Origin of the sequence: Oceanicoccus sagamiensis, from assembly GCF_002117105.1 — a bacterium.
Taxonomy (GTDB): Bacteria; Pseudomonadota; Gammaproteobacteria; order Pseudomonadales; family Dasaniaceae; genus Oceanicoccus; species Oceanicoccus sagamiensis.
On the sequence record NZ_CP019343.1, the window covers coordinates 2,276,291 to 2,290,220 of the forward strand.

The following is a 13,930-nucleotide window of genomic DNA, read 5'->3' on the forward strand; positions in this document are numbered from 1 at the left end:
TGGCGACAGCGATTTATTTCAGCATGGGCTTTAAGAACGTTCCGGTATGTGACTTTTTAATCTTGGCCACTTGCTCTGGGGTGCCGGTGGCAATAATTTCGCCGCCGCCGCTGCCGCCTTCGGGGCCCAGGTCAACCAGCCAGTCGGCAGTTTTGATCACATCGAGGTTGTGCTCAATAACCACAATGGTATTGCCGTGGTCGCGCAGACGGTGCAATACCGTTAGCAGTTGCTGGATATCATGGAAGTGCAAGCCGGTAGTGGGTTCGTCAAGAATATAGAGCGTTTTACCCGTATCGCGTTTTGACAGCTCTTTAGAGAGTTTAACGCGCTGGGCTTCACCGCCCGATAAGGTGGTGGCCGCCTGCCCTAAGCGAATATAGGATAAACCTACGTCCACCAGTGTTTGCAGTTTTTTAGCAATGGCTGGAATATTGGTAAAAAATTCACTGGCTTCTTCGATCGTCATATCGAGTACTTCGTGAATGCTTTTGCCTTTATAACGAATTTCTAAGGTTTCACGGTTATAGCGTTTGCCTTTGCAAATATCGCAGGGTACATAGACATCCGGTAGAAAGTGCATTTCTACTTTGGTCACACCATCGCCCTGACAGGCTTCGCAGCGGCCGCCTTTGACATTAAAGCTAAAGCGCCCCGGTTTATAGCCCCGTGACCGCGCTTCCTGGGTGCCGGCAAATAATTCTCGTACTGGCGTAAAAATACCGGTATAGGTTGCAGGGTTGGAGCGCGGAGTTCTGCCGATGGGGCTCTGGTCAATATCAATACACTTATCGACTTGATCCAACCCGGTAATTTCTTCAAAGGGTGCCGGTGTTAATGTGGTGGCGCCATTCAATTCGGTGGCGGCAATGGGGTAGAGCGTACCATTAATCAGGGTTGATTTGCCGGAGCCAGAAACGCCAGTAACACAGGTCATCAAACCAATTGGAATTTCCAGTGTTACATTTTGCAGGTTATTGCCGTTGGCACCAGTTAATATTAGTTGTTTATCTTCGTTGTTGGGGGTGCGCTGTTTCGGTATGGCGATTTCTTTTTTACCGGATAGATATTGGCCAGTTAAAGATTTTTTCGATTTGATAATATCTTGATAGACGCCTTGGGCGACTACTTCACCGCCGTGAACGCCGGCGCCGGGGCCGATATCAATAATATGGTCGGCCAGACGGATGGCTTCTTCATCGTGTTCTACCACCAGTACGGTATTGCCTAAATCTCGAAGGTGAATCAGCGTTTTTAATAAGCGCTCATTATCTCTTTGATGTAAGCCGATAGAGGGTTCATCTAAAATATACATAACACCGACCAGTCCCGCACCGATTTGGCTGGCGAGACGAATGCGCTGGGCTTCGCCACCAGACAAAGTTTCTGCACTGCGATTAAGGGTTAGGTAGTTGAGGCCTACATCGACCAAAAAGGTAAAACGATCGCGCAGCTCTTTTAAAATTTTATCGGCGATTTTTCCTTTGCGGCCGGGCAGTTTTAATTTTTCAAAATAATCTCTGGCTTCGCCAACCGGCAAAGCCACAATGGAGGGCAGGTCGCGGTTTTTAATAAACACATGGCGCGCTTCGCGCTTTAAACGTGTGCCGTCGCAGTCGGGGCAGTGTTGCGTGCTTAAAAACTTTGCCAGATCTTCGCGCACTGATTGTGATTCTGTATCACGATAGCGGCGTTCCATATTGGGAATAATGCCCTCAAAGGTGTGGGTGCGTTGAAACACATCGCCGCGGTCATTGATATAGCTAAAGCTGATTTCTTCTTTGCCGGAACCCTGCAAAATAATTTTCTTATGTTTTTTGCTCAGTTTTTCAAAGGGTGTATCGATGTCAAAATCATAATGTTCCGCCAGCGATCTCAGCATATGAAAATAATACACACTGCGACGGTCCCAGCCGCGAATCGCCCCTTCGGCCAGGCTGGCTTCCGGGTGATGTATCAGGCGATCCTGGTCAAAGAATTGTTTAACGCCGAGGCCATCGCAACCGCCGCAGGCACCGGCGGGGTTGTTAAAAGAAAATAATCGAGGCTCCAGTTCACTAATACTGTAGCCACACTGGGGGCAGGCAAATAAGGCAGAAAAAACAATATCGTCGTTATCGCCATCCATATAGCTGATGGTGGCGGTGCCGCTGGTTAGTTCAATCGCGGTTTCAAAGGATTCGGCCAGACGAATCTGCAAATCATCACGGACTTTAAAACGGTCAACCACCGCTTCGATAGTGTGCTTTTTATTTTTTTCCAGCTCGGGTACGTCGTCGAGGTCGTGAACCAAGCCATTAACTCGTGCTCGCACAAAACCATTGGATCTCAGCTGGTCAAATACCTGTAGGTGCTCCCCTTTGCGTTCTTTAACAATCGGGGCAAGTAACATCAGCTTGCTACCTTCCGGCAGGGCGAGGACCGCATCGACCATCTGGCTAATGGTCTGTGCCTCTAATTTGGCGTCGTGGTCAGGGCAGCGAGGCTCGCCAACACGGGCAAATAATAAACGCAGGTAGTCATAGATCTCGGTAATGGTGCCCACGGTGGAGCGGGGATTGTGAGAGGTGGATTTTTGCTCAATCGAAATAGCGGGAGACAGACCCTCGATATGGTCGATATCCGGCTTCTCCATCATCGACAAAAACTGCCGGGCATAGGTTGATAGCGATTCTACATAGCGCCGCTGGCCTTCCGCATAGAGCGTATCGAAGGCGAGTGAGGATTTTCCTGAGCCGGACAGTCCGGTAATTACCACCAGTTTATCGCGGGGAATATCAAGGTCGATATTTTTGAGATTGTGGGTGCGTGCGCCCCGAACGAGAATTGTATCCATGTATCACTATACCTGTCAGACCCGCTGTCGGATCACTACTGCAAACCGCATATTATATGTCCCTGTGCTTGTCTTAAGCAAAGCCGGAGAGGTTTATTTTTAATGCCCGAGTGATTGTAGGGTGGATTACAATCCACCAATCTGTGCTCCGAACGGTCACAGCTGTCAGTCTTTTGCATACTCTGGGAGCGAACTGCACAGTCCCGCAAACCCCTACCAAGTACAGCTCTGGCATCACGTTTACGCTTTCTTTCAAATGGTTAGCCCGTAGGGTGGACTATAATCCACCGGTATATAGATGCTAATGGCTGGGCTTGGTGGATTGTAATCCACCCTACGATACTCGTTTCAACAAACTTGAAAGCATGCGTGATCTTAAGGCAGTGAGGGGGCTGTTTTCAGGGGTGTCAAATGCAGGACGCATTTTGTCGAGCACCCAGAGCTGGTTTGCAGCGTCCTCTGAAAACAGACGCCTCACCTTAGCGAAAACCCCTTAAGATTCATATTCTGAACACACCTGACTCGACTCCCTCAGCACCACTAAAGACCCAAACCAACCAAAGGTATAAATGCATAAGACTGCCGTGGATTATAATCCACCCGACGGGCCTGTTTTAGGCAAAGCCTTTTGTTTCATCTCTGGTCAGATTGGGCTGGTCGCGGTATAGTTCGGGGCATAACTTAATTGATTGTATTGTTGGAGAGCTTCATGGCGCGTGGCATAAATAAAGTGATTTTGGTGGGTAATTTGGGTAATGAGCCTGAAACGCGTACCTTTCCTGATGGCGGTAGTTTGACCAATATCAGTGTTGCTACCTCGGAGAGCTGGAAAGACAAGCAAACCGGCCAGCAGCAGGAGCGCACCGAGTGGCACCGCGTTACCTTTAATGGCCGTTTGGCGGAGATCGCAGCACAATATTTGCGCAAAGGGTCCAAGGTTTATATCGAAGGTTCTTTGCGTACTCGCAAGTACCAAGACAAGCAGACCGGTGCTGACCGTTATTCAACCGATATCGTAGCCCGTGAAATGCAAATGCTGGATGCGCGTCAGGATAATATGGGTGGTGGTCAGGGTGGCGGCTATCAGCAGCCCCAGCAGCAACAGGGTGGCTATCAGCAGCAACCGCAACAGCAGCAGGGCGGTTATCAGCAGCAGCCTCCACAACAACAGCAAGCACCACAACAGCAAGCACCACAACAGCAGCCGCAAGCTGCCCCCGCTGGTAATTTCGACGATTTTGACGACGATATCCCTTTCTAACTCCCCTGGTATATAAGGCTTGAATAGACGGTAGTTACTCAGTGAAAGTTCTGATCATTGCTCTGGATCACCAGATTCGCAATGCGCTAGAGGCGCAGTTGGATATTCGTGGCCGTGAGTATGAGTCCGTGGGTCTGGAGTGGATTAAGCACGAGGGCCCCGTTGACGTCCAAAATCCCCCTTTAAGGATTCCTAACGATATTTCCGTAGTGGTTAACGCTCTGAGCCTGGAGTGCCTTGAGCAACATCTGGCTGATGAGGAGTTGATCGAGTCTCTGGCGCTGGTCGCCCAAGCCTGTGAGCAGGCGGCGATCCCTATTTTGCAGTTATCCAATAGCCAGGTCTTTGATGGCACCGAAGGAGGACGTTATCGTGAGACTGATGAGGTGGTTCCGGTCAGTCGTATTGGCGCCTTGCTATCGCGAATGGAAGAGCTGTTAAGGGGCAGTTGTCATCGCCATATTATTTTGCGCACCGGCCCCTTATTTAGCGCTGTGGGTGATAATTTGGTCACCCTGTTACTGGCTGAGTTTCAACAGGGTGAAACCCTAAGACTTTGCAATGGTGCCAGCAGCTGTCCCATGCATGCTCAGGATTTGGCCCGTGTCGTCTCCGCTATTATTGACCAGCTTAGCTGTGGTTGTGAGAGCTGGGGCACTTATCACTATTGCAGCTCTGACCCCGCCAATGAATATCAGTTTGCGGAAACTGTACTGGCCGTTGCCTCCCAATATACCCAGTCCTCTGAGCACCCCTTAAAGCTGGAGCCTAATGAGTCGTCAGAGTCCGATTGGCCAAGGCCCTTAATGAACTGCGAAAAAATTCTCCATACTTTTGGGATTAAGCAGTTGCCATGGCGCGCATTTGTAGTGCCTACGGTAAAGACCATCTTTCAACCAGAATCAACCGAGGACAAAACCGATGAGCAATAGCTCCGGCAGTGAAAAACAGAGTTTGGGTGTGGCGGTATTAACCGTGTCCGATACCCGCACAGAAGCCAATGATACGTCGGGTCAATATCTGGTCGATAGCTTAGTGCAGGAAGGTCATCGGCTGGCGGATAAGCAGATTGTGATCGATGATATTTATTTAATTCGGGCAGTGATTTCCCAGTGGATTGCCAGTGATACTGTGCAAGCGATTTTGGTGACGGGGGGCACGGGTTTTACCGGTCGCGATTCTACGCCAGAAGCGGTCAGTGTGTTATTTGATAAAACGGTAGAAGGCTTTGGCGAGCTATTTCGCCATTTATCCTATGATGAAATTGGTACTTCAACCGTGCAGTCACGCGCGATTGCCGGTCTGGCCAATGAAACTGTGATCTTTTGTATGCCGGGTTCAACCAGTGCCTGTCAGACTGCCTGGGGAAAAATTATTCGTGAGCAATTGGATAGTACTTACCGCCCGTGTAATTTTGTGGGTGTACTAAAAACCCGTGCCGAGCAGAACAATGCCTAAGGCCATTAAAACCAGAGCGCCGCTAATGCCAGTGGAAGATGCTCTGGCTGCTATTCTTGGCGCTGCCACACCGATTACCGAAATAGAGACCGTGCCTTTATTAAAGGCGCTGGGCCGTGTACTGGCCGCCGATCAATCATCCGCCGTTGACGTACCGCCCTGCGATAACAGCGCCATGGATGGCTATGCCATTCGCTATAGTGATTTGGCCGCTGGCGCAGCGCTGGCGGTTAGTCAGCGTATCCCTGCTGGAACGATGGGGGAGTCGCTGGCGGCAGGTACAGCGGCGAGAATTTTTACCGGCGCTGCCATTCCCGACAACGCCGATACAGTGGTCATGCAAGAAGATACCGAATCGGCCGGTGAGGGTAGTGGTGAGGGTATTACAGTCACCGCTGAGATTAAGGTGGGTCAACATATTCGCCCCAAGGGGCAGGATATCCGTTATGGCAGCGTTGTTATTGCTAAAGGCAAGCGGCTACAGCCCCAGGATATTGGTCTGCTAGCCTCAATAGGCGCTACCGAGGTAGACGTGTTTAGGCCTTTAAAAGTTGCGGTGTTATCCACTGGCGACGAGTTGGTAGAGCCGGGCACCCCTTTGGCTGAAGGCCAGATTTATAATTCTAACCGATACACCTTATCCGCTCTGCTGACGGCCATGGGGTACGAGGTGATGGATGGCGGTATTGTCGCCGATGATTTTGATATCACCTGCCAGCAACTACAGACTCTGGCTGAGAGGGCGGATATTATTATTTCTTCCGGTGGTGTATCCGTGGGCGAGGAAGATCATGTGAAGGCGGCGGTAGAGTCTTTGGGTGAATTAGGGTTATGGAAGTTAAATATTAAACCAGGCAAGCCTTTGGCGTTTGGCTCGGTGAGCGGTACCCCGTTTTTTGGTTTGCCGGGTAACCCGTCCTCCGTGTTTGTCACCTTTTCCCTGTTGGCTCGTCCCTATTTATTACGTTATCAGGGGCAGGCTGAGGTTGCGCCGATTATCACTAAAGCCGAAGCGGGGTTTGATTGGCAAAGAGCGGGTACTCGCCAGGAATATCTGCGGGCTAAAGTGCAGGGTGGCAAGGTTGAGTTATATCCCAATCAAAGCTCTGGTGTGTTGGCGTCTGCAAGCTGGGCGAATGCATTGGTAGTGTTACCCCCCAATACCAAGGTAGCCACCGGTGATCAAGTTCAGGTGATTTTGCTGACAGAGCTGTCAGGCTAATATACGTAGGGTGGATTATAATCCACCAGCCCCCAATGCCAATAAAAATGCCGGACTTAAAAAGCCCGGCATTGATGGTGTATTTTAATCCACCCTACACTTTCTGGAAGACTACGCTGGCGTTGGTGCCACCAAAACCAAAGCTATTAGACATAGCCCGAGTAATCGTTACATCATCTTTACGCTCAGTCACAATATTCAACTTGGCCGCTTCTGGGTCCAGATTCTCGATATTGGCCGAGGCACACACAAAGTTGTTTTCCATCATCAGCAATGAGTAGATCGCTTCCTGAACCCCGGTAGCGCCTAGAGAGTGGCCGCTCAGGGATTTGGTGGAGCTGATCATTGGAGAATTATCACCAAAGGCCTCCACAATTGCTTTAAGCTCCTGGATATCACCGGCAGGGGTAGACGTGCCGTGGGAGTTAATATAATCCAGCGGGCCGTCAACGGTAGCCAGGGCTTGTTCCATGCAGCGCACGGCACCTTCACCGCTGGGGGCAACCATATCGTAGCCATCAGAGGTGGCGCCATAGCCAACCACTTCCGCGTAGATTTTGGCGCCGCGAGCTTTCGCGTGTTCGTATTCTTCGACCACTACCATACCGCCGCCACCGGAGATAACAAAACCATCGCGGTCTGCATCATAAGCCCTTGAGGCTTTATCGGGGGTGTCATTATATTTGGTAGAGAGTGCGCCCATGGCATCAAACAGGCAGCTTAGGGTCCAGTGTTCTTCTTCACCGCCACCGGCAAAAATCACATCCTGCTTGCCCAGTTGGATTTGCTCCAGCGCAGTGCCAATACAGTGGGCACTGGTGGCGCAGGCGGAGGATATAGAGTAGTTAACGCCTTTGATTTTAAACGGTGTCGCCAGACAGGCTGATACGGTGCTGCCCATCGTTTGGGTTACTCGGTAGGGCCCAATACGTTTCAGACCGCGATCGCGCAGGATATCGGCTGACTCGATCAGGTTGGCAGAGGATGCACCACCGGAGCCAGCGATAATACCGGTGCGAGGATTGGATATTTGCTCTTCGGTCAGGCCGGAGTCTTTAACGGCTTCCTGCATAGAGATATAGGCATAAGCCGCGGCATCACCCATAAAGCGAAGCTGCTTGCGGTCAATATGTTCTTTAAAGTCGATATCAATGGTACCGGCAATATGGCTGCGCAGGCCCATTTCTTTATAGTCTTCACGGTACTGGATACCCGATTTCCCTTCTTTCAGGGATTCCAGTACTGCGTCTTTGCCCGTACCAATGCAAGATACAATGCCTAGCCCGGTAATTACTGCTCTTTTCATAGCTGCCTCGTTTAGCTGCCTTGTTGTCGTTCAAGGAGGGCGCGACCAGAGGTGCGCCAGGTTAAAATAAGTTTCGTGGTTTAAAAAGCCATATTTTCAGGCTGGAATACACCAACACGCAAATCTTTAGCGGTATAGATGACTTTGCCATCAACAGCAACGGAGCCATCAGCGATTCCCATTATTAGCTTACGTTCAATAACTCTTTTAAAATCAAGCTGATAGGTGACTTTTTTGGCGTCGGGCAGGATTTGACCGGTAAATTTAATCTCGCCAGCCCCCAGTGCGCGACCGCGACCTTTATTGCCTCTCCAGCTTAGGAAGAAACCGACCAATTGCCACATGGCATCCAGGCCAAGGCAGCCGGGCATAACAGGGTCGTCTTTAAAGTGGCAGTCAAAAAACCAAAGGTCAGGGTTAATATCAAGCTCAGCGGTGACTTCCCCTTTACCGTAGAGTCCGCCGTCGTTGGTCATATTTAAGACTCTATCAATCATTAACATATTGTCAGAGGGTAAACGGGCAAATTCTTCACCAAATAAAGTGCCTTGGCCTGAGGCGATTAGCTCTTCTTTAGTGAACGAGTTTTGATTGTGGGAAGACATAAAAGGTTCCAATTTAGGGACTTTGTTAGGGGCTTTACAAGCATGGGTGTGTGAAAAGTGCGCATTGTAATCTATGGCGGCCTCGCAAGCCAATAATTGCCACATTTAAGGTGTTGATTGCACTGGGAATATAGGAGGGCTTGATATAGGATGTTGCGTCGTTACGATAATAAATTTAATAGGTTAGCGGCTGTTTGGTGAGATATAAGGGGATATAATTGAAAGTTGCAGTGGTAGGTACAGGGTATGTAGGCCTGGTGACAGGTGCTTGTTTTACGGAAATGGGCAATCATGTGGTTTGTATCGATATTGATGAGGCCAAGTTGGACCGGTTGCGAGCCGGTGAAATCCCTATTTTTGAGCCTGGTTTGGATGCCGTTGTTAGTTCGGGTATTGAGGCTGGCTTACTGCGTTTTAGTTCTGATATCGCTGAGTCGATTAAAGATGCTGAGTATATCTTTATTGCTGTGGGTACACCTCCCGGCGAGGATGGTTCGGCGGATTTGCAGTATGTTTTGGCCGTGGCCAAAAGTATTGGCGAACATTTGAAAAATTATGCGGTCGTTATCGATAAGTCCACCGTACCCGTTGGCACCGCGGATAAAGTGCATGCTGAAATTAGCTCACAGTTAGCGCTTAGAGACGCTGATATCGATTTTGATGTGGTCAGCAACCCTGAGTTTTTAAAAGAAGGGGCGGCCGTCAATGACTTTATGCGTCCTGACCGTGTCGTTGTCGGCACCAATAGCGAAAAAGCTCGCCAAAAGATGACCGAGCTGTACAGTCCCTATCTGAGATCCAGCGACCGCCTGATGTTTATGGGGGTGCGTGATGCCGAAATGACTAAATATGCGGCTAATGCCATGCTGGCGACTAAAATTTCCTTTATGAATGAGGTTGCAGGCCTCTGTGATGAGCTTGACGTTGATGTTGAAAATGTCAGACGCGGTATTGGCTCTGACAGCCGTATTGGTTACTCGTTTATTTACCCCGGCTGTGGTTATGGTGGCTCCTGTTTTCCCAAAGATGTAAAGGCTTTGGTGCACACCGCTGAGCAATCGGGCTTTGAGCCCACCCTATTGGCTGCGGTAGAAAAGAGAAATAACAGCCAGAAGCATAAGCTATTTAGTAATATATCCGGCTACTTTAAGGGTGACCTTAAAGGTAAGCGCATTGCTGTTTGGGGCCTGGCCTTTAAGCCGGGTACGGATGATATGCGTGAGGCGCCTTCAATTGTCTTAATTAATGCCCTGATTGAAGCGGGTGCGCAGGTTTGTGCCTTCGACCCAGTGGCGAAAGAAACAGCGGCCAGAGAGTTTCCAGAACAGTGGTTGGCCGATGGTCAGTTGCAGATGGTGGATTTTCAGTACGATGTTTTAAAGCAGGCCGATGCTCTGGTATTAGTCACCGAATGGAAGCGCTTTCGCCAACCTGATTTTGAAGCGATGAAAGAGCTAATGAATGATGCGATTATTTTTGATGGTCGCAACCAATATGATCCCGATTATTTAAAATCTATTGAGTTTAAATACAGTGGTATTGGGCGTAACAATTTTAAATAAATTTTTATATTAGGAATATATGTTAATTCCAGTTTTATTGTCAGGTGGTGTTGGTAGCCGTTTGTGGCCGTTATCTCGAGAGTTAAACCCCAAGCAATTTTTACCCTTGGCCGGTAGCTTAAGTTTACTCGAGCAAACGATGGAGCGTACCAAGAGTCTGGATGCCGGTGCGCCGATTATTGTGTGTAATGACGAGCATCGTTTTACCGTAGCGGAGCAAATGCGTGGTATAGGTACCAATCCTGACGCAATTATTCTTGAACCGATGGGGAAAAACACCGCACCTGCCGTTGCCGTTGCTGCTTTACAAGCCATTAAGCAAAGCCCTGAGGGTGTTATGCTGGTGATGCCTGCTGATCATGTAGTCAGGGATGTGCCAGCTTTCTCAGCAGCGGTAGCGGCTGGTATGACGGAAGCGCAACAGGGTAGGTTGGTGACCTTTGGTATCGTGCCTGAATCTCCTGAGACAGGTTATGGTTATATCCGTCGTAATGCTGAGGTATCACCGGGGAATTATGCAATTGCCGAGTTTGTAGAAAAGCCGTCTTTGGAAATTGCCCAGCAATATGTCGACAGTGGTGACTATTATTGGAATAGTGGCATGTTTTTGATGGGTGCCCAAACCTATTTGGACGAACTACAGGTTTTGGCTCCCGCTATGTTATCAGCCGCCAAGGCCGCATTCGACGCTGCCAATGATGATCTTGATTTTGTTCGTCTTGGTGCTGAAGAGTTTTCCCGTTGCCCCAGTGATTCCATTGATTATGCTGTGATGGAAAAAACAGAGCAAGGCGTGGTAGTGCCGTTATCCTGTGGTTGGAGTGATGTCGGTGCCTGGTCGAGTTTGTGGGAGGTGGGTGATAAAGATACCTCTGGCAATGTCATGGTTGGCGATACTTTATTGCACAATACTGAAAATAGTTATGTGCACAGCAATTCACGCTTAGTCACAACAGTGGGTGTTGATAATATTGTAGTGGTTGAAACTCCGGATGCCGTATTGGTTGCCGACAAAGATCAAGTGCAAGATGTGAAAGCGATTGTTAATAGCTTAAAGGCTGCGGACAGGACTGAAGCGACAGCACATACTAAAGTCTATCGTCCCTGGGGGTCTTATGAATCTCTGGCGATTGCTGAGCGTTTTCAAGTTAAGCGTATTGTTGTTAACCCGGGCCAGAAGCTTTCGCTGCAATTGCATCATCATCGTGCAGAACATTGGATTGTAGTGAGTGGTACGGCTGTTGTTACCTGCGGCGACAAAGAGTTTGTTTTATCGGAAGATCAGTCAACCTATATTCCATTGGGAACCAAACATCGTCTGGCCAACACCGGTGTTATACCGCTGGAGCTTATCGAGGTTCAAAGTGGTAGTTATTTAGGTGAAGATGATATTGTCAGATTTGAAGATGTTTACGGACGCAGTAATTAAAATTTTTAAAAGGTTTTTTATTCATGATTAATAAATGTTTATTTCCGGTTGCGGGTTATGGAACGCGGTTTTTGCCAGCTACGAAATCCATGCCGAAAGAAATGCTGCCGGTGGTTAATAAGCCATTGGTGCAATACGGTGTTGAAGAGGCGATTGCTGCGGGCATGAATCAAATGGCTTTTGTGACTGGGCGTGGTAAGCGTGCGATCACTGATCACTTTGATATTAGTTATGAGTTGGAGCACCAAATTGCAGGTAGTGCGAAAGAAAGCTACTTAACCAGTATTCGTGGCGTACTTGATCAGGCTACCTTTACTATGACTCGCCAACGTGAAATGAAAGGTTTAGGGCATGCTATTCTGACGGGTGAGACGCTGATCGGTAATGAACCCTTTGGCGTCGTCTTGTCCGATGATTTATGTCTCAATAATGGCGATGCTGTTTTGGCGCAGATGGTGAATTTGTATAAGCAGTTTCGTTGCAGCATTGTTGCCATTCAGGAAGTGCCCAAAGACCAGACTGAAAAATACGGGGTGATTTCCGGCGAAGCGTTGAAAGATGGCTTGTACCGTGTTGATGATATGGTTGAAAAGCCCAGTCCGGAAGATGCGCCATCTAACCTGGCGATCATTGGTCGCTATATATTGACACCAGATATTTTTGATATTTTACGTGATACTCCACCAGGCAAAGGGGGTGAGGTACAGCTGACAGATGCGCTCTTGACGCAGGCTAAAAATGGCTGTGTGATGGCCTATAAATTTGAAGGTCAACGCTTTGATTGCGGCAGTGTTGATGGCTTTGTTGAAGCTACCAACTACGTTTATGAAAATGTCTATAAAGCCTAATAAAGAGAACGCGCTAGATGCCTACTGAGTTAACCTGTTTTAAAGCCTATGATATTCGGGGCCGTGTCCCTGACGAATTAAATGCAGATATTGCCTATGCAATTGGCCGTGCCTATGCCGAAGTAGTCAAGCCTAAAAAAGTTGTGGTGGGTCATGATATTCGCTTAACCAGCCAGGAAATCAAAGCTGCGGTTTCCCAGGGTTTGATGGACGCCGGTGTTGATGTTTATGATATTGGCCAGTGCGGTACCGAAGAAATTTACTTTGCTACCTTTCATGCCGAAATGGATGGCGGTATAGCGGTTACTGCCAGTCATAACCCTAAAGATTACAACGGCATGAAGTTTGTCCGTGAAGGTTCCAAACCGATTAGTGGCGATACCGGCTTATTTGATATCAAACAATTAGCTGAGGAAAATAACTTTCCTGAAGTCGCTAGCAAAGGGCAGTTGTTCCCGCTGGATTCGGCGCAGGCCTATATCGAGCATTTGTTATCCTATGTCGATGCCGCTGCGTTAAAACCTTTAAAGGTTGTCGTGAATGCAGGTAATGGTGGCGCCGGTGCAGTGATTGATCGTATTGAATCAAAACTGCCTTTTGATTTTATTAAATTGCACCATGAGCCGGATGGCCATTTTCCTAATGGTGTGCCTAACCCCTTATTAGTTGAGAACCGCCAAATCACTATTGATGCCGTCAAAGAGCATAATGCAGATTTAGGTATTGCCTGGGATGGTGATTTTGATCGCTGCTTTTTCTTTGATGAAAATGGCGAGTTTATTGAAGGTTATTATGTGGTTGGCCTTTTGGCTGAAGCCTTTTTGCTCGGTAGCAGTGGTGAGAAAATAGTCCATGACCCTCGTTTGACCTGGAATACGATTGATATTGTTGAGTCTAATGGTGGTGCTGCCGTTGAAAGTAAAACCGGCCACGCCTTTATTAAAGAACGTATGCGCCTTGAAAACGCGGTCTATGGTGGCGAGATGAGCGCCCACCATTATTTCAGGGATTTTGCCTACTGTGATAGCGGTATGATTCCCTGGTTATTAGTGACCCAATTAATTTCAAACCGTGGCCAGACGCTTTCTTCGATGGTGGCAGAGCGCATGCAGGCCTTTCCATGTAGTGGCGAAATCAACCGGAAAATTGAGGACCCCGCTGCAGCTATTGCTAACGTTGAGGCGCATTTTGCCGCTGAGGCAAAAACGGTAGAACGAGTGGATGGTTTAAGCATGAGCTTTGGTGAATGGCGTTTTAATTTAAGAATGTCTAATACCGAGCCGGTGGTTAGATTGAATGTAGAGAGTGCTCAGAACCCCTCATTGATGAATGAGAAGACTGAGCTACTGTTATCGATGCTCAATGGTTAGTATTTAACCGGGTGATAAAAAAAGGAGCTTTAA

The 13,930-nt window shown here is 48.5% G+C and carries 11 protein-coding genes; 8 read left to right on the forward strand and 3 right to left on the reverse strand.

What is annotated here, in order from left to right; translation table 11 throughout:
* Nucleotides 1-13: 13 nt before the first annotated feature.
* Nucleotides 14-2,836 (reverse strand): excinuclease ABC subunit UvrA, encoded by a 2,823-nt coding sequence (gene uvrA / locus BST96_RS10390; protein WP_085758640.1) that lies wholly within the window; start codon nt 2,834-2,836, stop codon nt 14-16.
* Between the two features lie 709 nt (nt 2,837-3,545).
* Between uvrA and ssb the strand changes: the two genes are divergently transcribed.
* The 4 genes from ssb to BST96_RS10410 are packed head-to-tail and all read left to right on the forward strand — an operon-like array spanning nt 3,546 to nt 6,777.
* The gene (gene ssb, locus BST96_RS10395) at nt 3,546-4,097 is read left to right on the forward strand and encodes a single-stranded DNA-binding protein (RefSeq protein ID WP_085758641.1); all 552 of its coding nucleotides are present in this window, start codon (nt 3,546-3,548) and stop codon (nt 4,095-4,097) included.
* Between the two features lie 41 nt (nt 4,098-4,138).
* Nucleotides 4,139-5,029 (forward strand): SDR family oxidoreductase, encoded by an 891-nt coding sequence (locus BST96_RS10400; protein ID WP_169713963.1) that lies wholly within the window; start codon nt 4,139-4,141, stop codon nt 5,027-5,029.
* Entirely contained in the window at nt 5,019-5,555 is a 537-nt protein-coding gene (gene moaB / locus BST96_RS10405) for a molybdenum cofactor biosynthesis protein B (protein ID WP_085758643.1), read from the forward strand. Before BST96_RS10400 ends, moaB begins: the two co-directional genes overlap by 11 nt.
* Nucleotides 5,548-6,777 carry a molybdopterin molybdotransferase MoeA gene (locus tag BST96_RS10410; RefSeq protein ID WP_240554780.1) on the forward strand — a complete coding sequence of 410 codons (1,230 nt, stop codon included), beginning with the start codon at nt 5,548-5,550 and terminating at the stop codon, nt 6,775-6,777. The genes moaB and BST96_RS10410 overlap by 8 nt, the downstream gene beginning before the upstream one ends.
* 94 nt (nt 6,778-6,871) lie before the next feature.
* Here the strand turns inward: BST96_RS10410 and fabB are convergent, their stop codons facing one another.
* A complete protein-coding gene (gene fabB / locus BST96_RS10415; protein WP_085758644.1) occupies nt 6,872-8,083 on the reverse strand; it encodes a beta-ketoacyl-ACP synthase I in 1,212 nt (403 codons plus the stop codon).
* Between the two features lie 80 nt (nt 8,084-8,163).
* Nucleotides 8,164-8,688, reverse strand: coding sequence for a bifunctional 3-hydroxydecanoyl-ACP dehydratase/trans-2-decenoyl-ACP isomerase (gene fabA, locus BST96_RS10420; protein WP_085760509.1), 525 nt, complete (start codon nt 8,686-8,688; stop codon nt 8,164-8,166).
* Between the two features lie 218 nt (nt 8,689-8,906).
* On the opposite strand from fabA, the gene BST96_RS10425 reads away from it, so the two are divergent.
* From BST96_RS10425 to BST96_RS10440, 4 genes are read left to right on the forward strand one after another with little or no spacing between them, the layout of a single operon-like run.
* Complete coding sequence (locus BST96_RS10425; protein WP_085758645.1) at nt 8,907-10,250, forward strand: UDP-glucose dehydrogenase family protein; 1,344 nt, start codon at nt 8,907-8,909, stop codon at nt 10,248-10,250.
* A 19-nt stretch (nt 10,251-10,269) separates the two neighbouring features.
* A complete protein-coding gene (locus tag BST96_RS10430; protein ID WP_085758646.1) occupies nt 10,270-11,679 on the forward strand; it encodes a mannose-1-phosphate guanylyltransferase/mannose-6-phosphate isomerase in 1,410 nt (469 codons plus the stop codon).
* Between the two features lie 23 nt (nt 11,680-11,702).
* Complete coding sequence (galU, locus tag BST96_RS10435) at nt 11,703-12,527, forward strand: UTP--glucose-1-phosphate uridylyltransferase GalU (RefSeq protein ID WP_085758647.1); 825 nt, start codon at nt 11,703-11,705, stop codon at nt 12,525-12,527.
* Between the two features lie 17 nt (nt 12,528-12,544).
* On the forward strand, nt 12,545-13,897 hold the full coding sequence (locus tag BST96_RS10440) for a phosphohexomutase domain-containing protein (protein ID WP_085758648.1): 1,353 nt from the start codon (nt 12,545-12,547) through the stop codon (nt 13,895-13,897).
* Nucleotides 13,898-13,930: the final 33 nt, after the last annotated feature.